Below are 20,642 nucleotides of genomic sequence, written 5' to 3'. Positions count from 1 at the left end.
CGGCCCCGGCTCAGGTCCCGTCCAAGAGGGCTTGCTCTGGCACGTCCGAGAGGCTTTGCCCTGGCCCGCCCGGAGAGGGGCTGCTCTGGCACGGCCAAAGGGGCTTGCTCTCGCACGTCCGAGAGGGTCTGCTCTGGCACGTCCAAGAGGGCTTGCTCTGGCGCGTGCGAGAGGGTCTGGTCTGGCAACGTCCGAGGGGGGTTGTCTTGGGCGTTCAGGGGTGTGGGGGCGGGTTGGCGGGCGGCGCTTGTGGGGGGTCGGGCGGGGTTAGGTTGAAGGTCTTCAGGACGTCGTTGAAGGTCTTTGTTGTGCCTCGGGTGTAGGCGGTTTCGTAGGCCGTGTCGCCCAAGGTCGTGCGGACGGCCGTCTCCGTGGCCAGGACGTCCGGGAGGGACAGGTCTCGGGTGCCGCGGAGGGCGTCGGCCGTACCGAGGAGTTCGGCGGCGCGTTCCGGGTCGCCCAGGGTGCGGGCGCGTTCGGCGTACCCGGCCAGGACGTGGGAGACGACCGGGTAGTCCTGGGACCGGACGGCGCAGCGCAGCGCCTCGTCCAGGCGGGCGGTCGCGTCGTCCATGGCGCCCGTCTCGATGTCGAGCCGGGCGCATGTGCACAGGAGGAGGGCCCGGAACTGCGACGGGCCCGGCAGGTCCGCCGTGAGCCGGTCGGCGCGCGTCAGGCGGCGCCGCGCCTCGGCCGCGTCGCCGGAGCGGCGCGCCAGCTCGCCGAGCTGGTAGTGCAGCGCGGCCCTCTCCTCCGGCCAGGCCGTCTCCCGCGTGTCGCGCAGCGCGGCGTGCAGCAGCGCCTCGGCGCGGTCCCGGTCGCCCGCGAGGTCCATCTCGTTCGCCAGCTTCATGTGGACGTGCAGCAGCCCGGTCGTCCCGCCGCCCAGCTCGCCGTTCAGCCGCAGCGCCTCCTCGTAGAGGGCGACGGCGCCGCGGTGGTCGCCGCGCCGCCCGAGGATCTCCGCCTGCGACGTCAGCGTGAACGACTGGCCCCACCGGTCGCCGGACTCGCGGAACGCGGCGAGCGACCGGTCGAAGGCGTCGTCGATCTCGCCGACGCGGCCGAAGTTCTGCGCGATGTGGCCCTGCATGAAATGGCCGAGGCCCCGCACCCACGGGTCGGGGTCCGCGATGAGGACGCCGACGCGCGCGCCGGGATCGTGCTCCCAGCCGCCCAGGTACATCTGGACGGTCTCGACCGCCAGCCGCAGCATCGGATGCAGGTCCGCCCGCTCGTACCGGGAGCAGATCGCCTGGGTGTGCTCCAGCCAGGACGCGGGCAGCTCCCCCGGCCGCTGGCTGTCGAACAGGATCATGGCGCCGAGCGCCAGGGCGCGGGCGGTGACCTGGTCGTCCGGGACGCCGGACAGGGCGAGGATCTCCGCCAGGCTGTCGGCGCCGTCGCCGAGCCGCCCGTGCAGGAACCAGTACCAGCCGAGCGCCGCGCAGAACCGCAGGGCGAGCGGGGCGTCCCCGGCGGCGACCGCCCAGCGCAGCCCCGCCGAGATGTTGTCGTGCTCGGCGGACAGCCGCCGCAGCCACACGAGCTGGTCCGCGCGGATCAGGCGCGGCTCGGCCTCCTCGGCGAGCCGCGCGAAGTGCTCGGCGTGGGCGCGTCCGGCCGAGGTCTCCTCCCCGGCCTCGGCGAGCCGCTCCAGGCCGTAGGCGCGGATCGTGTCGAGCATCCGGTAGCGCGGGTCGCCGCCGTCGCCGTCGACGGTCAGGAGCGACTTGTCGGCCAGCGCGGCGAGCGCGTCGAACACCTCGGAACGCGCCAGACCGGGTCCGGCGCACACGGCCTCGGCGGCGCCCACGGTCGCCCCGCCGGGGAAGACGGCGAGGCGTCGCCACAGGGCGCGTTCGGGCTCGTCCAGCAGGTCCCAGCTCCATTCGACGACGGCCCGCAGCGTCCGGTGGCGCGGCAGGGCGGTGCGGCTGCCCGCGTTGAGCAGCCGGAACCGGTCGTCGAGCCGGGACGCGACCTGCGCGGGCGTCAGCGCCCGCAGCCGCGCGGCGGCCAGCTCGATCGCGAGGGGGATCCCGTCGAGGGCTCGGCAGATCCGCACCACCGCCCCGGCGTCGTCGCCGGTCGCCGCGAACCGCGGCGAGACGGCGGCGGCGCGGTCGGCGAACAGCCGGACGGACGGGTAGGCCACCGCCTCCTCGGGCCCGGCGGACGGCGGCGGCAGCTCCAGCGGCTCGACCGGCCAGAGGCTCTCCCCGGTGATGCCGAGCGGCTCGCGGCTCGTCGCGAGGACTTGGACGCCGGGGCAGCGCGCGAGGACCGCGTCGGCGAGCCGGGCCGCGGCGTCGAGGAGGTGCTCGCAGTTGTCCAGCAGCAGGAGGAGGCGCTTGTCCGCCAGCGCCGAGACGAGCCTGTCCAGGGGGTCGGCCGGGTGGTGGGGCTGCGGGCGGCCGGGGACGGCGGCGATCGGCGGCGGCTCGCGCAGCCCGAGCGCGCCGAGCACGGCCGCCGGGACCTCGGCCGGGTCCGTGACGGGCGCCAGCTCGACCAGCCAGGCCCCCTCGGGCGTCCGGGCGCGTCCGGCCGCCTCCAGCGACAGCCTGCTCTTGCCCGCGCCGCCCGGGCCGGTCAGCGTGACGAGCCGGGACGCGGCGAGCAGCTCGTCGACCCGCTTGAGGTCGTCGTCGCGGCCGATGAAGCTCGTCAGCCGCGCGGGCAGGTTGCCCCGCGCCGGGGCGGCGGCGGGGCCGGGCGGCGGCGCGTCCGGCAGCAGCGACGGCTCCTGCCGCAGGACGGCCAGGTACAGCGCCTCCAGGTCGGGCGACGGGGCGACGCCCAGCTCCTCGCCCAGCGCCCGCTTCGCCTCGTCGTAGCGGGCGAGCGCGTCGGCCTGCCGTCCGGACGCGTACAGGGCGCGCATCAGCAGCGCCGTCACCGGCTCGCGGAGCGGGTCGGCGGCCGCCAGGGCCTCCAGCTCCGGGACGAGGTCGCGGTGGCTGCCGAGCGCGAGGTCGGCCGCCAGCCGCTCCTCCAGGGCGGCGCGGCGCAGCGCGTCCAGCCGGGCGGCCGGGGCCTCGGCGAAGCGGAGCCCGGCAGCGTCGGCGAGGGCCGGGCCGCGCCACAGCGCGAGGGCGGCGCGCAGCCCGGCGGAGCGGGCCTCGGGCGCGTCCGCGCGGCGCGCGTCCCGCACCCGGGCCTCGAAGTCGCGGGCGTCGACCGCGTCCGGCGGCAGCGCGAGCCGGTACCCGCCGGGGCGCGACTCGATCGCGTCCCGGCCGATCGCGGCGCGGAGCCGGGAGACGAGCGACTGCAGGGCGTTCGGCGCGCCGCGCGGGACGTCGTCCTCCCACAGCCCGTCGATGAGCCGCTCGGCCGGGACCACCGCGCCGGGGTCGAGCGCCAGCAGCGTCAGGAGCGCGCGGAGCCGCGCGCCCGCGACGTCGACGGGCGCGCCGCCGTCCGGGCGCACCTCCAGGGGGCCGAGGATGCCGATCCGCACCGGCTCATTGTGCCCCGGAACGCGCGGCGCCCCGGCGGCCGAGCGGCCGCCGGGGCGTCCCCGGCCGGTGGTCAGGCGGCGTTCTCCGACACGGGCCGCTCCGCGTTCCGGTGCCCGGCGCCGTCGAGCGCGGCCAGCTCGAAGTCGGCGCGCGGCTGCTCGACGGTGGCGAGCGAGACGGTCTCGCGCTTGAGGAACAGCGCGAGCGTCCAGTCGGCGACGACGCGGATCTTGCGGTTCAGGGTCGGGACCATCGCGCCGTGGTAGGTGCGGTGGAAGAACCACGCGGGCCAGCCCTTGAGCTTGATGCCGAGCGGGTTCGCGACGCCCTTGTGCAGGCCGAGGCCCGCGACCGTGCCGAGGTTGCCGTGCACGTAGGGCTTGAGCGCCTTGCCGCGCAGCGACCGGACGATGTTGTCGCCGAGCAGCTTCGCCTGCCGGACGGCGTGCTGCGCGTTCGGCGGGCAGAACTCGCCGTCCTGGGTCAGGTCGGGGATGGCGGCGTTGTCGCCCGCCGTGAACGCCCGGACCAGGCCCTCGATGGTCAGGTACTCGGTGCCCTTGACGCGGCCCTTCTCGTCCACGGGCAGGTCGCCGCGCCGGACGACGGGCGACGGCTTCACGCCCGCGTTCCACACGAGCGTCCCGGCCTGGAAGGAGCTGCCGTCCGACAGCTCGATCCGCCCGTCGACGGCGGAGACGAGGAGCGTCTTCATCTTCACGTCGATCCCGCGGCCGCGGAACTGCTCGGCCGTCCAGCGGCCCATCTCGGGGCCGACCTCGGGCAGGATCCGGTCGGTGGCCTCGACGAGCATGAACCGCAGGTCCTGCGGGGTGACCTTGCGCATGTACTTGGTGGCGTCGCGGGTCATGTCCTCAAGCTCGGCGATCGCCTCGACGCCCGCGAACCCGCCGCCGACGAACACGAAGGTCAGCGCCTTGCGGCGCAGCTCGGCGTCGTCGGTCGACTCGGCGATCTCCAACTGCTCCAGGACGTGGTTGCGCAGGTGGATGGCCTCGCCGACGGTCTTCAGGCTGATGCCGTTCTCGGCGAGCCCGGGGATCGGCAGCAGCCGCGGCACCGCGCCCGCCGCCATGACCAGGTAGTCGTAGGAGATCCGCTCCGGCGGCCCGGCGAGCGGCTGGACGATCGCCCACCCCTCGTCGTGGTTCAGCTCGGTGACCCGCGCCTTGCGGACGGTGCACTTCGGCAGGACGCGGCGGAGCGGGACGACGACGTGCCGCGGGGAGATGTTCCCGGCCGCGGCCTCGGGAAGGAACGGCTGGTACGTCATGTACGAGTTGGGGTCCACGACGGTGACCTTGACCTCGCCTCGTCTCAGCTCGCGCTTGAGCTTCTTCTGCAGGCGCAGGGCGGTGTACATGCCCACGTAGCCCCCACCCACGATCAGGATGTGGGGGGCGCCGGGGGCGTGCTCGGCGGTCCTGGCCATGACGGCCTCCAAATGTCGCGGTCTGCTTGTGAAGACATTCACAAGCTACCTGATCCAACGTCGCTCGCACCAATCGATAACCGGGGAAGAACGTCAGAACTTCCCGTCTTGGCAAAGGCGGACGCCGATATCGCTGTGAAACACGCCACTCCTTATCGGATTCGGCGCGGAGGCGGCCGCCAGCACACATGACCAAGCTCACAGCGTCCGCGCGCGGCGGGCCGCGGCCGCGCGCCGCTGCGGAAACCGGGCCGTGCCACCCCCCGCGACGCCCTATCGTTAGGGCGGACGAGGGAAGGGGGCGCCGGGGCGGGACGCGCGGCCGACGGACGGGCCGGGACGGCGGCGATCCGGCGGCGCGCGGCGTACGATCTCGCCCGGGAGCGAATCGATGATGAGCAGAGACCGGCGTCCGATCAAGGCCGCGGCGGGCGCCCTCGCCCTCGCCGGGTCCCTCGGCGGCTGCGGGCTGATCGGCCAGCCCGAGAACAAGAGCGCCGAATTGTCCGAGTGGTTCACCGTGACCAGCCCGGTCTTCCGCGATGGGCGCGACTTGCCCCCGCGGTACGGCTGCAGGACGTACGCTGGCGGGCAGGGCAGGACCCCGCCGCTGCGTTGGTCGGGCACCCCGGCCGGGACCAGGTCGTTCGCGATCGTCATGGACGACCCGGACGCGTCCGGCGGCGCCTACGTCCACTGGGTGATCGCGGGGATCGACGGCACCGTGAACGAGCTCGTCGAGGGAGCCCCGCTGGACAGGACCGTCGAGGGATTGACCACGGAGAAGAAGGTGGGCTACGCGCCGCCGTGCCCGCCCAAGGGAGAACGGCACCAGTACCGGTTCACCATCTACGCGCTGGACGATCCGGCGCCGTTCGAGAACGGGGCCGCACTGAAGGACTCGCTGCCCGCCATCGCCGAGCACACGATCGGGCGGGGACGGATCACCGGGAACTTCGGCGGCAAGCAGGCGCGTTGATCGTGGAGCCGCGAGCGCGCGGTCAGCGCGGACCCCACCGGGGGGCCGGAGCCGACAGGGGTGTGCGGACGGGCCGGACGGCCGGTCGGCACGCGCCGTGTGAGGGTTAAATGTGCGCGAAGGGTGTGACAACGGTCATAGCGGTCGGAGACAATCTGGCTGAGCCGGGGCGGCCGGCTCCCGGGACGAACCGGCCGCCGACGTCCACCGGCACGGACCCGCGGTCCGCGCCGGGGACTCTCGCCGGGCCAAGGCATTGGGTGGTGGCATGACTTCTTACATCGTGGTCTTCGGCCTCATTGTGGTCGTGGTCCTCGTGGTCGTCCTCGTGGCGCTCGGCTTGCGCGCCAGCAAGGCCGGACGCGACGACGACGACTGGATGGACGACGAGCCGAAGCAGCCGCGCGGCCGCAGAGGAGTCCCGCCGCCCGAGGACATGGGCGGCCCGGACGAGTACGGCGGCTACGGCGACGGCTACGACACCGGCTACGACGCGGGCTACGACCGGCACGGCGCGCCCGAGCCCGCCGCCGCTCCCGACCGCCGCGTCGCCGGCGGGCCGCTCGCCGCGCCCACCTCCGCGCCCGCCCCGCCGCGTCCGTCGGCCCCGGCGTCCGACGAGATGGAGGACGACGACTACTGGGCGACGATCACCTTCGACAAGCCCAAGTTCCCGTGGCAGCACGACGAGAACGGCGAGCGGCCCGACGTCGACCCCGCCGCCGACCCGCTGAACGCGCAGGCGCCCGCCGACCAGCCGCCGGTCGACCAGCCGGGCCCGCCGCACCCGAGCCTCACCCAGCCCGCCCTCACCCAGCCGGTCTCCATGAACGCCGACGGGCAGCCCCTCGGCCTGGACGGCCAGCCGCTCGGCATGGGCGGCGGCACCGGCCCGCAGCAGGTGCCCGCGCCCGGCGGCTTCCAGGGCGCGTCCCCGTTCGCCGGGCACGACCCCGGCTCGACGGCGCTGGACCCGATCCCCACCGACCTCGGCGGTCAGGGCATGCCCGGGGGCCAGCCGTCCTACGGCGGCCCCGGCGTCCCCGACCAGCAGGTGTACGGCGGGCAGGAGCCCCAGCCCGCGTACGGCGCGGCCGACTACGGGGGCGGCGAACCGTCCTACGGGGGCGGCGGCCAGGACCAGGGCTACTCCGACCAGCCCCAGTACGGCTCCCACGAACCGCCGTCCTACGGGGACTACTCCTCCGACCCGCTGGGCGGACGTCCACCCGCGAGCCCGCCGTCCGGCGGGCGTCCGGACGCCTTCGGTCCGTCCACCACGGGTCCGTCGACCACGGGTCCGTCGACCACGGGTCCGTCGACCACCGGGCCGACGCCCGCCGGTCCGGGCGGGCCGCTCGGCGGCGACCCGCGCGTGTCCGACCCGCTCGGACTGCCGCTCGGCGGACGTCCGGACGAGCCCGCCGTCCCGCCGCCCGCTCCCCCGGCGCCGCCCGCGCCCGCCGCACCGGCGGCGCACACCGGCGGCGGGTCCGACACCGACGGCCACAAGCTCCCGACCGTGGACGAGCTGCTCCAGCGCATCCAGAACGACCGGCAGCGGTCGTCCGGCCCGTCCGGGTCCGACCAGGGCGGCTCCTACGGCGGCGGTTCCCTGAACGACCCGCTGGGCGACCCGCTCGGCACCGGGTCGTTCGGCGGCTCGTCCGGGAGCGCGGCCCCCGGCGGCGGCGGGAACACCGGGCCGTGGCCGTCGCCCGGGCAGTCGAGCGGCTACGACTCGGGAGGCGGCTCCGGGCTGCCGTCCGGGTCCGGCTACGACTCGGGGCTCGGCGCGCCGTCCGGCTACGGGCAGGGGCAGCAGAACGACGGCTACCCGACGGCCCCGGCCTACGGCGAGACGGCCTCGCCCCGCTACGACGACCCGCTGAGCGGCGGCCGCGAGTCCTTCGGCGGGACGTACGGCGGCGGCGCGGAGGGCGGCTCCAACGGCGGCTCCAGCGGTTCCGGCGGCTCCGGCGGGGTCTACGGCGACTTCAGCGGCAGCAGCTACAACGGCGGCAACGACCCGCTGTCGGCCCCGCCCGACCCGAACGCCACCCAGGCCTACGGGCAGGGCGGCTACTCCGGCGGCTACCAGCAGGGCGGCTACCAGCAGGGGCAGCAGAACGACGGCTCCCAGTACGGCTCCCGCCCGCCGGCGGACGACTGGGAGAACTACCGCCGCTGACCCACCGCGTTCGAGGGCCGCCGGATCCGTCCGGCGGCCCTCGCGCTTTTCCACGGCCCGGCTCCAACGGTGAGGGGCGGGTGGCGGGTCGGGGGTGGGCGTATGGCGGGTGGGGTGCCGGGCATTCTGGTTATATACACAGAGTGACTTCAAAGCCACTCAGTGTTCCCTCCTCCCTCCGCCATGACCTGCTCGCCTCGTTCGTCGTCTTCCTCGTCGCGATCCCGCTGTCGCTGGGCATCGCGGTCGCGGCGGGCGCCCCGGTCGAGGCCGGGCTGATCGCCGCCGCCGTCGGCGGGATCGTCGCCGGGGCGGTCGGCGGGTCGCCGCTCCAGGTGAGCGGGCCCGCGGCCGGGCTGACCGTGATCGTCGCGGAGCTCGTGCAGACCTACGGCTGGCGCGCCACCTGCACGATCACGCTGCTCGGCGGGCTGCTGCAGATCCTCCTCGGCGCCTGCCGGATCGCCCGCGCCGCGCTCGCCGTCTCCCCCGCCGTCGTGCACGGGATGCTCGCGGGCGTCGGCGTCGTGATCGTCCTGGCGCAGGCGCACGTGGTGCTCGGCGGCGGGCCGGAGGAGTCGGCGCTCGCCAACCTGCGGGAGCTGCCCGGCCAGCTCGCGCACCCGCGTCCCGATCCGGCGCTGCTCGGCGGGCTGACGGTGCTCGTCCTGCTGGCGTGGTCGCGGCTGCCGCGCGGCGGGCGGCTGCGGCTCGTGCCCGGTCCGCTCCCGGCCGTCGCCCTCGCCACGCTGGCCGCCTGGTCGCTCGGCTCGGACGCGGCCCGCGTCGACCTGCCGGACTCGCTGCTCGGCGGCTGGAGCGCGCCCGTCGCGCCGCACGGGTCGCTGCCCGGGGTCGTCGGCGCGGTCGTGTCCGTCGCGCTGGTCGCGGCGGTCGAGTCGCTGCTGTGCGGCGTGGCGATCGACCGGGCGCGGCCCGCCGGGGTCCCGCGCGCCGACCTCGACCGCGACCTCGTCGGCCAGGGCGCGGGCAACGCGGTGTCGGGGCTGCTCGGCGGGCTGCCGATCGCGGGCGTGATCGTCCGGAGCGCCGCGAACCTGGAGGCGGGGGCGCGGTCGCGGTGGTCGGCGGTGCTGCACGGCGTGTGGGTGCTCGTCCTCGCGCTGGCCTGCGGGCCGCTGATCGAGCAGGTCCCGGTGGCCGCGCTCGCCGCGCTGCTGATCGTGCTCGGCGTCCGGCTGACCGACCTCGGACGGGTCCGCGACCTGCGGCACCACCGCGAGGCCCCGGCGTACTACGCGACCCTCGCCGGGGTGGTCCTCCTCGGGCTGGGCGAGGGCGTCCTGCTCGGCATCGGGATCATGGCGCTGCTGGCGCTGCGGCGGCTGACCCGGCTGTCGGTGCGTGCGGAGCGGCTCGTCCCCGCACCGGACGACGGCCCCGCGCCGCCCCGCGTCCACGTGGTCGTGGAGGGCACACTCACCTTCCTCGGAGTCCCGCGACTGTCCGGAGTTCTCCAGGACGTCCCGCCCGGCGCCCACGTCGATCTGGACCTCAACGTCGACTTCATGGACCATGCCGCGTTCGACGCCGTCCACCGGTGGCGGATGGCGCACGAACGGCAGGGGGGCCGGGTCGACATCGACGAGGTCCACGAGGCTTGGTATGAAAGAGCGGTGACAGGCGAAATGTCCGCTCCACGTAAGTCGCCCCCGCCGTCCCGCTGGTGGGCTCCCTGGGCGAACCGGCGACGGCGCCCGCGGGCGGAGCTGGACGCGCCGGAGGTGTCCCCCGCCACGGTGCTGCTGAACGGCGTCCGCGAGTACCACGGCCGCACCGCGCGCCTCGTTCGGCCGATCATGGCCGAGCTGGCGATGGCGCAGAAGCCAGAGCACCTGTTCATCACCTGCGTCGACTCGCGCATCGTGCCCAACATCATCACCGCCAGCGGGCCCGGGGACCTGTTCATCAACCGGAACGTGGGGGCGCTCGTCCCCCGGCACGGCTCCCGGACGCCGGACGACTCCGTCGCCGCGACCGTCGAGTACGCGACCAACGTCCTCGACATCCGGACGATCACCGTCTGCGGCCACTCCAACTGCGGCGCCATGGCCGCGCTCCTCGCGGGCGGCGCGGAGGTCGAGCACCTCACGGCGCTGTCGCGCTGGCTCAAGCACGGAAACCACAGCCTCGCCCGCTTCCTCGCCGAGGAGCCGCCCGGGACGGACGAGCCGCCGCTCACCCGGCTCTGCAAGATCAACGTGATGCAGCAGCTCGACAACCTGCTCAGCTATCCGTGGCTGCGGGAGCGGGTCGAGGCCGGGGAGATCGAACTGGTCGGGCTCTACCTCGACCTCCAGTCCGCCGAGGTCGAGATGTTCGACCGGGCGCGCGGGGCGTTCGTCCCCGTCCCGGACGAACCCGTCCCGGACGAGCCCGTCCCGGCCGAGGCGCCCCGCTCCTGGACGGTCGGCTAGCGGAGACGAAGCGTGGGATCGTCCCCCCGCCCGGACGACCCCACGCGCTCAACAACGGTCCGCGGTCAGCGCGGGGAGCCGGGGGGCGGCGACGTCCCCACCAGCTCCCCGTCGCGGTGCGCGGTGTCGCGGACGTACATCCCCGTCACCCGGCGCGCGCGGCGGGCGCGCCGGTCGGACGCCGGGAGGAACAGCGCGTCGCGCCTGCTGGCACGCGAGAAGTCCCACAGGTAGACGAGTCCCGCCAGTCCCCCGACGAGCACGAGGGCCACGAACACGATGACGAACATCTGCGCTCCTCTCAACGGGGCCCGGCACCCGGCCCCGCCGTCGTCACCGATCAGGGCGATCAGCTCTTGACCTGACGGTAAGCGCACCGTTTCTTCTGTTCTGTGTCGCGTGCCCCAATCCAGTCGCGTCGCACGCCGCTCCCGCGCGCCCCGCCCCCCGCACTGGCGCGCGGGCGTGAGCCGCCGCCGCGGGAGTCGCTAGCAGTTCTTCCACGCGAGGCGGTAGACCGTCTTGCCGCCGTCGCCGGTGTTCATGGACACGGAGCTGACCTTCGACTCGTCCGAGGTCCCCTTGTCGACGCGCAGTTCCGTGTTGACGTTGAAATTGCGCTCCACACCGCACGGCTTCCACACGAGCTGGCTCTCGGGCACCACATCGGTGAACTTGAAGTTGCTGCTCGGGCCGGACAGTTCCACCGGGGTGCCCCCCGTCTGCTGACCGCCCTGGAAGTAGTAGCTGGACTTGTAGGTGGCTTTCGCACCGGTCTGCAGGTTGCCGTGAATTCCGTGGTCCATTCCGGAGATGGCGTAGGTGAAGTTTTCCGGGACGTGGATTTTCAGGTTGATCTGGCAGTTCTTGCGGGCGTCCGTCGGTTTCGACGACCCGCCTGCCTGGGCGGTGAAATCGGTGTAGTCGATGACGAACGCCCCGGCGTCCTCCGCCAGGGCGGCGGAGGTCGTGCCGATCGCGCAACCGGAGCCGTTGGTGGTCGCGATGGCTATCGTGACGCCGGCGGGCCCGGCGGCGGGCGTCCGCGTGGCGGCCGCGGCGGAGGGGGCGAATCCCGAGGACAGGACGAGCGCCGCGGCGGACGCGGCGGAGACGGCGATCCCTTTGCGCATGTGATTCCCTCTTCACGGAATGTGGTCGAGTTTCTTCGACAGCCGAAGAGGCGCGCGCCCGGAAATGGTGTTTCCGGGCGCACGTCAATGAACACGGATCCAGGATCTCGACGGAGAGTAACCAGGCCCCCGGGGGTTGTCAATCGCCGGTTTTCAACTTCAACGCACCCGTCCGACCATTCAGTGCTTGACGGCGATGCCGCCGTGAATGGTGACCTGCGGGTCGTCCAGCCGGGACGATTCCTCGTCGGGGTGCCAGCGGTGGACGGGGACCACGCCCGGGTCGAGGATTTCAAGTCCGTTGAAGAAGGTCTCCACTTCTGGTTTGGTGCGTGCCACGGTCGGGATGCCGTGCGCGTTGTAGGCCGCCACCCCCGCCGCGACCACTTCGGGATTGTTGTCCAGCGTGGTCGTGGACAGCGCGAGGATGCTGCCCGGGGCGAGCGGGGCCATCAGGTGGTCGATGATCCGCCGCACTTCGGCGTCGTCGGTGATGAAATGCAGGATCGCGATGAGGCTCAGCGCGACGGGCTTGTCCAGGTCCAGGTACTCGCGGAGCTGGTCGGACTCCAGAATCGCGTCGGGGTCCCGGAAATCGGCGTCGAGATAGCCCGTCCGCCCCTCGGGGGAACTCGTCAGCAGGGCCCGCGCGTGGACGAGCACGATCGGGTCGTTGTCCACGTAAACGACCCGCGACTCGGGCGCGACGCCCTGCACGACCTCGTGCAGGTTCGGGGACGTGGGGAGTCCGGTGCCGATGTCGAGGAACTGCCGGATGCCGCGTTCGGCGGCGAGGTGGTGGGCCATCCGCGCCATGAACTTCCGGTTGGCGCGCATCGACACCGGGAGGTTGGGCCAGTCCGCGACGATGTTCCCCGCCGCCGCCCGGTCGGCCGGATAGTTGTCCTTGCCGCCGAGGAGGTAGTCGTAGATCCGTGCCGAATGCGGGATGTCGGTCTGCAGATCCAGCTCACGCTCGGTCACATCTGTCCCCTGATCCATCGAGTCAATAGATGATCTACATTAGGCGATTCCTTCCGCCGGAAAGCACATCGGTTTCACCCAATGAAACGGACAGGAGAGACAGGGAGGGATGTGGGTGGACGAGTCGGCCTATAAGCCGGGTTCTGTGCCCGCCGCCCGGAAAGGCGGCGGGTGACGGCCATCCATCTCGGGCCGCCGTTGCCGACGGCCTCCAGCGGTCTACCCGCAGGCTCGGGCGGGCCGCCCTCGAACGCCTGCGCGGGGCCCGGAGGCCCCTTCTTGACCTTGCTCCGGGTGGGGTTTACCGAGCCGCCCACGTCACCGTGGGCGCTGGTGAGCTCTTACCTCACCGTTTCACCCTTACCACCGGCGGACCGGTGGCGGTCTGCTTTCTGTGGCACTGTCCCGCGGGTCGCCCCGGGTCGGCGTTACCGACCACCCTGCCCTGTGGAGCCCGGACTTTCCTCGACGGGAATCGCTTCCCGACGCGGCCGTCCAGCCGGCTCGTCCACCACTACGAAGGCTATCGGGTGTGGCAAATCACGGCAGCGTGGTGAGGGCCTCGTCCAGGCGGGACTGCGGCAGGGCGTGGTCCTCCATGCGCCCGGAGAGGAAGCGGTCGTAGGCGGCCATGTCCAGGTGGCCGTGGCCGCAGAGCGCGGTGAGGATCACCTTGGGCTCGCCGGTCTCGACGCAGCGGCGGGCCTCCTCGACGGCGGCGGCGAGCGCGTGCGTCGGCTCCGGCGCGGGGACGATGCCCTCCGTTCGGGCGAACAGGACGCCCGCCTCGAAGCATTCGCGCTGCGCCTTGGCCTCGGCGCCGAACAGGCCAAGGTCGTAGATGTGGGACAGCAGCGGGGCCATGCCGTGGTAGCGCAGTCCGCCCGCGTGGATGGGGTCGGGGACGAAGTCGTGCCCCAGCGTGTGCATCTTCAGCAGCGGCGTGAGGCCCGCGGTGTCGCCGAAGTCGTAGGCGTAGCGGCCGCGCGTGAACGACGGGCACGCCTCCGGCTCCACGGCCCGGATCTCGGGGTCCATCCGTCCCCGCAGCTTCTCGCGCAGGAACGGGAAGGCGAGGCCCGCGAAGTTGGAGCCGCCCCCGGTGCACCCGACGATCAGGTCGGGGGTGTCGTCGACCATGGCGAGCTGTTCGAGCGCCTCCTCGCCGATCACCGTCTGGTGCATGAGGACGTGGTTGAGCACGCTCCCGAGCGCGTAGCGGGTGTCGTCCGGGGCGGCCGACTCGACCGCCTCGCTGATCGCGATGCCGAGGGAGCCGGGCGAGTCCGGGTCGTCGGCGAGGACCTTCGCGCCGGACGCGGTGAGCGGCGACGGGCTCGCGTGCACCCGCGCCCCGAACAGCTCCATCATCGACCGCCGGTAGGGCTTCTGGTCGTAGGAGGCGCGCACCATCCACACCTCGCAGTCGAGGTCGAACTGCGCGCACGCGAACGAGAGGGCGCTCCCCCACTGCCCCGCGCCGGTCTCCGTCGTCAGCCGCCGGACGCCCTGCCGCGCGTTGTAGAACGCCTGCGGGACCGCCGTGTTCGGCTTGTGCGACCCGGACGGCGACCCGCCCTCGTACTTGACGTAGATCCGCGCGGGCGTCCCGAGGGCCCGTTCGAGGCGGTGGGCCCGGATCAGCGGCGTCGGCCGCCACAGCCGGTAGACCTCGCGGACCTCCTCCGGGATCTCGACGAAGCGGTCGGCGGTGACCTCCTGCGCGATGAGGTCGGCGGGGAACAGCGGGGCCAGGTCGTCCGGGCCGAGCGGCTCCCGGGTGCCGGGGTGCAGCGGCGGGGGCGGCGGCGCGGGCAGGTCGGGGACGACGTTGTACCAGCGGTCCGGGAGCCTCGACTCGTCCAGCAGGATCTTGGTTGCCACGGGTCCCTCCCCAGGTCACGGCGCCGATCGCGGCCTTGCGCGCAGCGTAGGCGCCCGCGGCCGGGCGGGGGAAGGCCGGTTCCGGTCAGGCGCCGTCAGGTTTCCAGATGGTGGACGTCGTTGAACGCGCGGAGCGTCGCCGGACCGTCGGCGTACCAGTCGATCGAGGAGAGCGACCCGACGTCCAGGTGCATCCGGTACAGGGCCGGGAGGGGGGCGCCGAGGGCGTCCGCGACCAGCAGCTTGATCGGCGTCACGTGCGAGACGACGAGGACGGTCCGCTCGCGGTAGCGCACCTTGAGCTTGTCGAGGGCCGTCCGGACGCGCCGGGCCGCGTGCGCGAAGCTCTCCCCGCCGGGCGGCGCGGCGTCGGGGCTCGCGAGCCACGCCTTCAGCTCGCCGGGCCACCGCTCGCCCGCCTCGGCGAACGTGAGCCCCTCCCACTCGCCGAAGGCGGCCTCGCGGAGGCCGTCCTCGACCCGGACGTCCAGCCCGGTCGCGGCGGCGACCTCGGCGGCCGTGTCACGGCAGCGGGCCAGCGGGGACGTGACGATCGCGTCGAGCCCCCGCCCCTTGAGCGCGAGCGCGGCGGCGCGGGCCTGCGCGCGGCCGCGCTCGGTGAGCGGGGCGTCGGTCGTCCCGGCGAAGCGCTTCTCGACCGACAGCGGCGTCTCGCCGTGCCGCAGCAGCACCGTGGTGAGCGGCGTGGACGACGAGGGCGTGGACGACGCGGGCGCGGGCGGCGGCTCCGGCTCGCCCGGCTCCTCCTCGGTCCTGCGGACCCAGTGCTCGCCGCGCGCGGCGGCGTCCATCGCCTCGTTGGCGAGCCGGTCGGCGTGCGCGTTGCGGTTCCGCGGGATCCAGCCGTAGGACACCGCGCCGAGCCCCGCCGCCAGCTCCCTGGCCTGGAGGGCGAGCGGCACCATGTCCGGGTGCTTGATCTTCCAGCGGCCCGACATCTGCTCCACGACGAGCTTGGAGTCCATCCGGACCTCGACGCGGGCGGCGGGGTCGATCCCCGCCGCCGCCGCCAGCCCCGCGATCAGCCCCCGGTACTCGGCGACGTTGTTCGTCGCGTGCCCGATCGACTCGGCGACCTCGGCGAGCACCTCGCCGGTCAGCGCGTCGCGGACGAGGGCCCCGTACCCGGCCGGGCCGGGATTGCCGCGCGACCCCCCGTCCGCCTCCACGACCAGCTTCCGCGACGCGCCGCCCCTGTGGGGGGACGACCCCCCACGCCCCCCGGCGACCCCACTCACAGGCCGGACTCCGGCGTCCGGACGAGGATCCGGCGGCACTCCTCGCAGCGGATCACCTCGTCCTCGGGCGCGGTCCTGATGTTGTTCAGGTCGACGGTGTTGAGCGCCAGGTGGCAGCCCTGGCACGCGCCCCGGAACAGCTTGGCCGCGCCGACGCCGCCGAACTGGCCGCGCAGCTTCTCGTAGAGGGCGAGCAGGTCGTCCGGGATGTCCTTGGCGACGGCGGTGCGCGCGGCGCTCGTCGTCCCGGACTCCTCGTCGATCTCCCGGCGCGCGGCGTCGCGGCGCTCGGCCACGGCGGCCAGCTCGTCCTGCGCGGCGGACTGCTCGGCGCGCAGCGCCGCGACCCGGCCCTCCGCCTCCTCCGTCCGCTCCATGATCTCCAGCACGACCTCCTCCAGGTCGGACTGGCGGCGCTGCAGCGACTCGATCTCCGTCTGCAGGCTCCCGAGGTCCTTCGCGGACGTCACCTGCCCGGAGTCGAGCCGCTTCTGGTCGCGGTCCGCGCGAGTGCGGACCTGGTCGACGTCCTGCTCGGCCTTCCGCTGCTCCCGCTGCAGGTCGCCGACCTCGGTCTCGGCCGCCACGATCGCGTCGCGCAGCTCGGTCAGGCGGCCCTCGAGCCGCTCGATCTCCGCCAGCTCGGGCAGCGTCCGGCCGCGGTGGGCCAGCCGGTCCAGCGAGCTGTCGAGCTCCTGCAGGTCGATCAGGCGAAGCTGGGCTTGCGGTGCGGCTTTCAAGTTGCTCCTTCGTCGTGGAGGCGCCACGCGTCGGTGACGAGCGCGGACACCCTTGTCTCCAACTTGCCCGTGTCCGGCGAGACCGCGGCCAGCCGCCGCTCGGCGTCGGCGAGCCAGGGCCACTCCGTCGCCCAGTGCGCGGCGTCGACCAGCGCGGGCCCGTCGTGCTCGGCGAACTCCGACGCGGGATGGTGCCGCAGGTCGGCCGTGAGGTACACGTCGACGCCCGCGGCCCGCGCGGTGTCGAGCAGCGAGTCGCCCGCGCCGCCGCACACCGCGACCGTGCGGACCTCGCGGCCGGGGTCGCCCGCCGCCCGGACGCCCTGGGCGGTGGCGGGGAGCCCCGCCGCCGCCCGCCGCGTGAACTCGCGCAGCGGGACGGGCTCGGCCAGCTCCCCGATCCGGCCGAGGCCGCGGCGCGGGTCGTCCTCGGCGGGGACCATCGGACGCAGGTCGCCGGTCAGGCCGACGGCCCGGGCCAGCGCGTCCGACACCCCGGGGTCGGCCCGGTCGGCGTTCGTGTGCGCGGTGTGCAGCGCCACCCCGTTCGCGATCATCCGGTGCACGAGCCGCCCCTTCGGCGTGGTCGCGGCGACCGAGTGGACGCCGCGCAGCAGCAGCGGATGGTGCGTGACGATCAGGTCGGCGCCCCAGTCCAGCGCCTCGTCGACCACGGCGGCCACCGGGTCGACGGCGAACAGCACCCGGCCGACCTTCTGATCGGGATCGCCGCAGACGAGCCCGACCGCGTCCCAGGGCTCCGCCCACGCCGGCGGATACAGCTCCTCAAGTGCCGCGATGACATGGGATAGGCGCACGTCCCGCAGGCTACCGCGCCGGGCCGCTCCCAACGAGCCGCCGTGCGTCACGGGGACCGCCGGGGGTCTGGAACGATGGCGAGGGGCCAATCCGAGCGAGAGGAGCACGCCATGTCGGCTTCCGGCGCCGCCGCGGAACCGGAGCCCGCGGAGCCCGCGGCGGAACGTCCGTTCATGCCCGGCTACGGCATCCAGGGACCGGACCAGGGAAGCGGCCTGCTCCCCTGGTCGTGGGCCGTGGAGCGGCTGCGGGCGGCGCGCAACTTCTGGCTGAGCACCGTCCGGCCGGACGGGCGCCCGCACACCATGCCGGTCTGGGCCGTGTGGAACGGCGAGGCACTGCTGTTCAGCAGCGCCGTCCCGTCCAGGAAGATGGTGAACCTGCGCGCGAACCCCCAGGTCACGGTCGCCACCGAGGAGGCGGAGAACCCCGTCGTCATCGAGGGCCGGGCGGAGATCCTCACCGAGCGGCGCGACCTGCAGCGCTTCATCGACCTCGTCAACTCCAAGTACTCGACCCGATATCGTGTCGACTTCCTGGACCCCGAGGTGAACGCGACCGTAGCGGTGCGGCCACAGCGGGTGTTCGGGCTCCGCCAGGGAGACTTCACAGGCTCTCCCACCCGGTGGTCGTTCGCGACCTGACTCCCGCCGGGATCAATCTGGAGACTCATCGCGTTGGAGAGTGTGTGAAGTCACCCTTTCGCCGCCGCAAGCGCGTCAAGGGACGCGCCATGGGCAACCGTCCCGAGCCGGCCCAGCATGAGTCCGTCGAGTGGCCCACCGACGGGACGGGCAAGTCGTCCCTGATGGGCGCCATCCGCGGCGACGGCAAGACCGGCGCCGGGTTCGGCGGCGGCATGTTCGAGGACCTCGCCTCCGTCTTCGAGGGCTCGAAGAAGGTCAAGGTCGAGGAGCAGGAGCGGCAGAAGTCCATGCGCCAGGACGACCACCAGATGACCGGCGACGGCGACTCCCGCGACGACCTGGCCTCCGGCAAGATCCGCATCCGGCGGACCCCGCCCGCCGAATGACGCCCGCCACCTATCGAACATAGGTTCGAATCCGGGTTATCCTGGCCCTGTGAGCGCCTACGTCCCGCCCGGCTGGCCGTCGCGGGTCCACCCGCCGGGCACCGACCGCTTCGAGGACACCGCCCTCGCCTGGCTGCTGGAGCTCGTCCCGCCCGAGTACCGGCGCTACGGCGTCCTGCGCCGGTACCCGATCGCCCTCGCCCGGATGGCGCGGCACCACGTCGCGGCCTCCGTGGAGGCGGCCCGCGAGGGGTTCCGCACCGCCCGCGTCGACCTCGGGGACGTCGTCCCGCCGCACGGGGTCGAGTCCGTCCTCGACGCCTACCGCCGGGAGGGCGCCCGCCTCGTCGCGCTCCTGCACGGCATCGAACTGGTCGAGACGGCCCTGCGCGGCCTCGCCGAGCCGGACGACCCCGCCCACCGCCGCCCCTTCACGCCGAAGCTGTGACCGCCCCGTTGACGCTGAGTCGCGGCGTGCGCAAGCCTTGACCCGACCCTGACGGGAGGCGGAGTCCGGTGAGCGCACCACCTGGGTGGTACCCAGATCCGGAGTTGATGGGCCGCGAACGCTACTGGGACGGCCACGCCTGGACGGACCACTCCCGCCCCTTCCGCTCCCGCACCCGCCACCGCACGCCCCCCGCGTCCCCACCCGCACCCGAAGACACCCCCACGCCCCCTCCACCCACGCCAACCGAGCCACCCCCGTCTCCCCCCACCCCGACACCCCCCGCACCACCAGCGTCACGCCCCTCACCCCCACCCCCGCAGCCCTCCCCGCCACCTCTGCGCCCAACGCCACCCCCCGCACAAGCCCCGCCCCCGCCTACTCCGCCAGCCCCAAGACCCGCGCCTCTACCTCCACACCGGCAGCCCCCGCAGCCCCCGCCACCGCCAACCCCGCCAGCCGCGCGACCCGCGCCTCCGCCCCGGCAGCCTTCACCGCCCGTGGCGCCGCCCGCACAGGCCCCGCCACCTACGCCACCAGGCTCAACACCCGCGCCCCCACCCCGACAGCCCTCGCAGCCCACGCCACCGCCCGCACAAGCCGCGCCACCGCCAGCCTCGCGGCCAGCACCTCCACTCCCACCCCGACAGCCCTCGCAGCCCACGCCGCCGCCTGCACAGGCCACGCCGCCGCCTGCGCCGCCTGCTTCGCGGTCTGCGGCTCCGGGTCCGCCCCGGGAGGTCTCGCAGGCCGTGCCGCCGCCTGGGCAGGGTTCGCCGTCGGCCTTGCGGTCTTCGTCGGGGCGGGCGGCGCAGGACGATGGTCGCGGGACCGGGGGCGGGGAGGCCACGGCGTCGTTTCAGATGCAGCCCGCGCCCTCGAAGCCGGTCCGGAGCGCTCCGCCTCATCCGGTGGCGCGGGAGCGGGCGGCTCTCGCGCGTCCGGCACCGGTCGAGGCGCCTTCCCAGGGCCCGCTGTACCTGCCTCCGGGCACGGCTCAGGTCGAGGCGGGACGGGATTGGGCGGGCGTCTCCATCGGGCTCGTCCTGGTCGTGGAGGTGCTCGGGGTCGCCGCCGCCGCGGCCTGGACGCGGTCGGTATGGCCCGGTTGGGGAGCCGTGATCGTCGTCGCGGCGTGGGCGGTGCTGCTCGCCGTCCCCCTGGGCGCCGGGCGGGTCCACGGGCACCGCGAACCGGACGGGGACGAGCGCGCCCGCCTGGCCGAGCCGTGGCGGGACGTCCAGCGCCGCGCGGGGACGAGCGCCCACCGCCTGGTCGTCGTCGATTCGAGCGAGCTGAACGCGTGCGCGTCCTTCGGCCGGACGGTCGCCGTCACCGCGGACTCGGCGCGCTCCCTGCCGCCGTTCCGGCTGGCGGCGGTGCTCGCCCACGAGCTCGGGCACGTGCGCGGCCGCCAAGCGGGCATGGCGTTCGTCCGCGCGCAGGTCACGCTGCCGGGCCGGGCCCTGCTGTGGACGCTGCGCGCGCCCTGGTCGCCCGTCGCGGCCATGTGGAGGCGGGCCGTCAAGTGGCACAGGCCCATCGGGTTCGTGCTCGCGTTCTTCGCGGCGGTCGCCGCGGCGGCGGTGTCGGCGGTGGTCGCGGCGCCCGCGCTGGCCGGCGGCGCGGCGGCGGTGGCCGCGCGGCTCACCGGCGGGCTCGCCGAGCGGCGGGCCGACGCCTTCGCCGTCCGGACGGGTCTCGGCGCCGAACTGCTGGCGGCCGTGGAGCACCGCATCGACGGCGCCGACCCCATGCCGCTGCCCCTCGTGAAGCGGGCCGAGGCGCTCCGGCGGCGGCTCGGCTGAGCCGAC

At 74.2% G+C, this 20,642-nt stretch carries 16 protein-coding genes and 1 other RNA gene; 7 read left to right on the top strand and 10 right to left on the bottom strand.

Annotated features, from left to right (window positions below; genetic code table 11):
* Positions 1–214 precede the first annotated feature (214 nt).
* Positions 215–3,466 carry an AfsR/SARP family transcriptional regulator gene (locus tag ACH01S_RS19025; protein ID WP_067893037.1) on the bottom strand — a complete coding sequence of 1,084 codons (3,252 nt, stop codon included), beginning with the start codon at positions 3,464–3,466 and terminating at the stop codon, positions 215–217.
* A 71-nt stretch (positions 3,467–3,537) separates the two neighbouring features.
* A complete protein-coding gene (locus tag ACH01S_RS19020) occupies positions 3,538–4,851 on the bottom strand; it encodes an NAD(P)/FAD-dependent oxidoreductase (protein ID WP_370671577.1) in 1,314 nt (437 codons plus the stop codon).
* Between the two features lie 460 nt (positions 4,852–5,311).
* On the opposite strand from ACH01S_RS19020, the gene ACH01S_RS19015 reads away from it, so the two are divergent.
* The 3 genes from ACH01S_RS19015 to ACH01S_RS19005 all read left to right on the top strand — a co-directional run bounded on the left by ACH01S_RS19015 (position 5,312) and on the right by ACH01S_RS19005 (position 10,528).
* Positions 5,312–5,899 (top strand): YbhB/YbcL family Raf kinase inhibitor-like protein, encoded by a 588-nt coding sequence (locus ACH01S_RS19015; protein ID WP_246237031.1) that lies wholly within the window; start codon positions 5,312–5,314, stop codon positions 5,897–5,899.
* A 268-nt stretch (positions 5,900–6,167) separates the two neighbouring features.
* Entirely contained in the window at positions 6,168–8,090 is a 1,923-nt protein-coding gene (locus ACH01S_RS19010; RefSeq protein WP_148344626.1) for a hypothetical protein, read from the top strand.
* 143 nt (positions 8,091–8,233) lie between these two features.
* Positions 8,234–10,528, top strand: a complete 2,295-nt coding sequence (locus ACH01S_RS19005) for a solute carrier family 23 protein (protein ID WP_067893027.1) — start codon at positions 8,234–8,236, stop codon at positions 10,526–10,528.
* A 65-nt stretch (positions 10,529–10,593) separates the two neighbouring features.
* Here ACH01S_RS19005 and ACH01S_RS19000 read toward each other — a convergent pair whose 3' ends face one another.
* The 8 genes from ACH01S_RS19000 to ACH01S_RS18965 form a co-directional block, all read right to left on the bottom strand.
* Positions 10,594–10,818, bottom strand: a complete 225-nt coding sequence (locus ACH01S_RS19000; RefSeq protein ID WP_067893025.1) for a hypothetical protein — start codon at positions 10,816–10,818, stop codon at positions 10,594–10,596.
* Between the two features lie 198 nt (positions 10,819–11,016).
* On the bottom strand, positions 11,017–11,661 hold the full coding sequence (locus ACH01S_RS18995) for a DUF4360 domain-containing protein (protein WP_067893023.1): 645 nt from the start codon (positions 11,659–11,661) through the stop codon (positions 11,017–11,019).
* 180 nt (positions 11,662–11,841) lie between these two features.
* The gene (locus ACH01S_RS18990) at positions 11,842–12,645 is read right to left on the bottom strand and encodes an SAM-dependent methyltransferase (protein WP_246237033.1); all 804 of its coding nucleotides are present in this window, start codon (positions 12,643–12,645) and stop codon (positions 11,842–11,844) included.
* 116 nt (positions 12,646–12,761) lie between these two features.
* An RNA gene (gene rnpB, locus ACH01S_RS18985) (RNase P RNA component class A) lies at positions 12,762–13,152 on the bottom strand.
* A gap of 33 nt (positions 13,153–13,185) precedes the next feature.
* Complete coding sequence (locus ACH01S_RS18980) at positions 13,186–14,529, bottom strand: TrpB-like pyridoxal phosphate-dependent enzyme (RefSeq protein ID WP_067893019.1); 1,344 nt, start codon at positions 14,527–14,529, stop codon at positions 13,186–13,188.
* Positions 14,530–14,624: 95 nt separating this feature from the next.
* On the bottom strand, positions 14,625–15,719 hold the full coding sequence (locus ACH01S_RS18975; protein ID WP_370671576.1) for a bifunctional RNase H/acid phosphatase: 1,095 nt from the start codon (positions 15,717–15,719) through the stop codon (positions 14,625–14,627).
* Positions 15,720–15,784: 65 nt separating this feature from the next.
* Complete coding sequence (locus ACH01S_RS45405) at positions 15,785–16,528, bottom strand: zinc ribbon domain-containing protein (RefSeq protein ID WP_067893016.1); 744 nt, start codon at positions 16,526–16,528, stop codon at positions 15,785–15,787.
* Positions 16,525–17,346, bottom strand: a complete 822-nt coding sequence (locus ACH01S_RS18965) for a Nif3-like dinuclear metal center hexameric protein (protein ID WP_067893014.1) — start codon at positions 17,344–17,346, stop codon at positions 16,525–16,527. The genes ACH01S_RS45405 and ACH01S_RS18965 overlap by 4 nt, the downstream gene beginning before the upstream one ends.
* Positions 17,347–17,457: 111 nt before the next feature.
* Here ACH01S_RS18965 and ACH01S_RS18960 point away from each other — a divergent pair, with 111 nt between their 5' ends.
* The 4 genes from ACH01S_RS18960 to ACH01S_RS46055 all read left to right on the top strand — a co-directional run bounded on the left by ACH01S_RS18960 (position 17,458) and on the right by ACH01S_RS46055 (position 20,636).
* A complete protein-coding gene (locus ACH01S_RS18960) occupies positions 17,458–17,991 on the top strand; it encodes a pyridoxamine 5'-phosphate oxidase family protein (protein ID WP_067893013.1) in 534 nt (177 codons plus the stop codon).
* Between the two features lie 44 nt (positions 17,992–18,035).
* A complete protein-coding gene (locus ACH01S_RS18955) occupies positions 18,036–18,380 on the top strand; it encodes a DUF6191 domain-containing protein (RefSeq protein ID WP_067893012.1) in 345 nt (114 codons plus the stop codon).
* Between the two features lie 49 nt (positions 18,381–18,429).
* A complete protein-coding gene (locus ACH01S_RS18950; RefSeq protein WP_067893011.1) occupies positions 18,430–18,828 on the top strand; it encodes a hypothetical protein in 399 nt (132 codons plus the stop codon).
* 911 nt (positions 18,829–19,739) lie between these two features.
* Positions 19,740–20,636 carry a M48 family metalloprotease gene (locus tag ACH01S_RS46055; protein WP_187414068.1) on the top strand — a complete coding sequence of 299 codons (897 nt, stop codon included), beginning with the start codon at positions 19,740–19,742 and terminating at the stop codon, positions 20,634–20,636.
* The last annotated feature ends 6 nt before the right edge of the window (positions 20,637–20,642 follow it).

The sequence above is a fragment of the Actinomadura chibensis NBRC 106107 genome (genome assembly GCF_001552135.1).
Taxonomy (GTDB): domain Bacteria; phylum Actinomycetota; class Actinomycetes; order Streptosporangiales; family Streptosporangiaceae; genus Spirillospora; species Spirillospora chibensis.
Note: the sequence above shows the minus strand (reverse complement) of the source record. Positions and strands in the feature narration are given on the sequence as shown.

What these genes read in the sequence shown, in the direction of transcription:
- ACH01S_RS19015 (WP_246237031.1), top strand. Translation starts at nt 5,312, where the DNA reads ATGATGAGCAGAGACCGGCGTCCGATCAAGGCCGCGGCGGGCGCCCTC.
- ACH01S_RS18960 (WP_067893013.1), top strand. Translation starts at nt 17,458, where the DNA reads ATGTCGGCTTCCGGCGCCGCCGCGGAACCGGAGCCCGCGGAGCCCGCG.
- ACH01S_RS19000 (WP_067893025.1), bottom strand. Translation starts at nt 10,818, where the DNA reads ATGTTCGTCATCGTGTTCGTGGCCCTCGTGCTCGTCGGGGGACTGGCG.
- ACH01S_RS19010 (WP_148344626.1), top strand. Translation starts at nt 6,168, where the DNA reads ATGACTTCTTACATCGTGGTCTTCGGCCTCATTGTGGTCGTGGTCCTC.
- ACH01S_RS18995 (WP_067893023.1), bottom strand. Translation starts at nt 11,661, where the DNA reads ATGCGCAAAGGGATCGCCGTCTCCGCCGCGTCCGCCGCGGCGCTCGTC.
- ACH01S_RS19020 (WP_370671577.1), bottom strand. Translation starts at nt 4,851, where the DNA reads ATGTACACCGCCCTGCGCCTGCAGAAGAAGCTCAAGCGCGAGCTGAGA.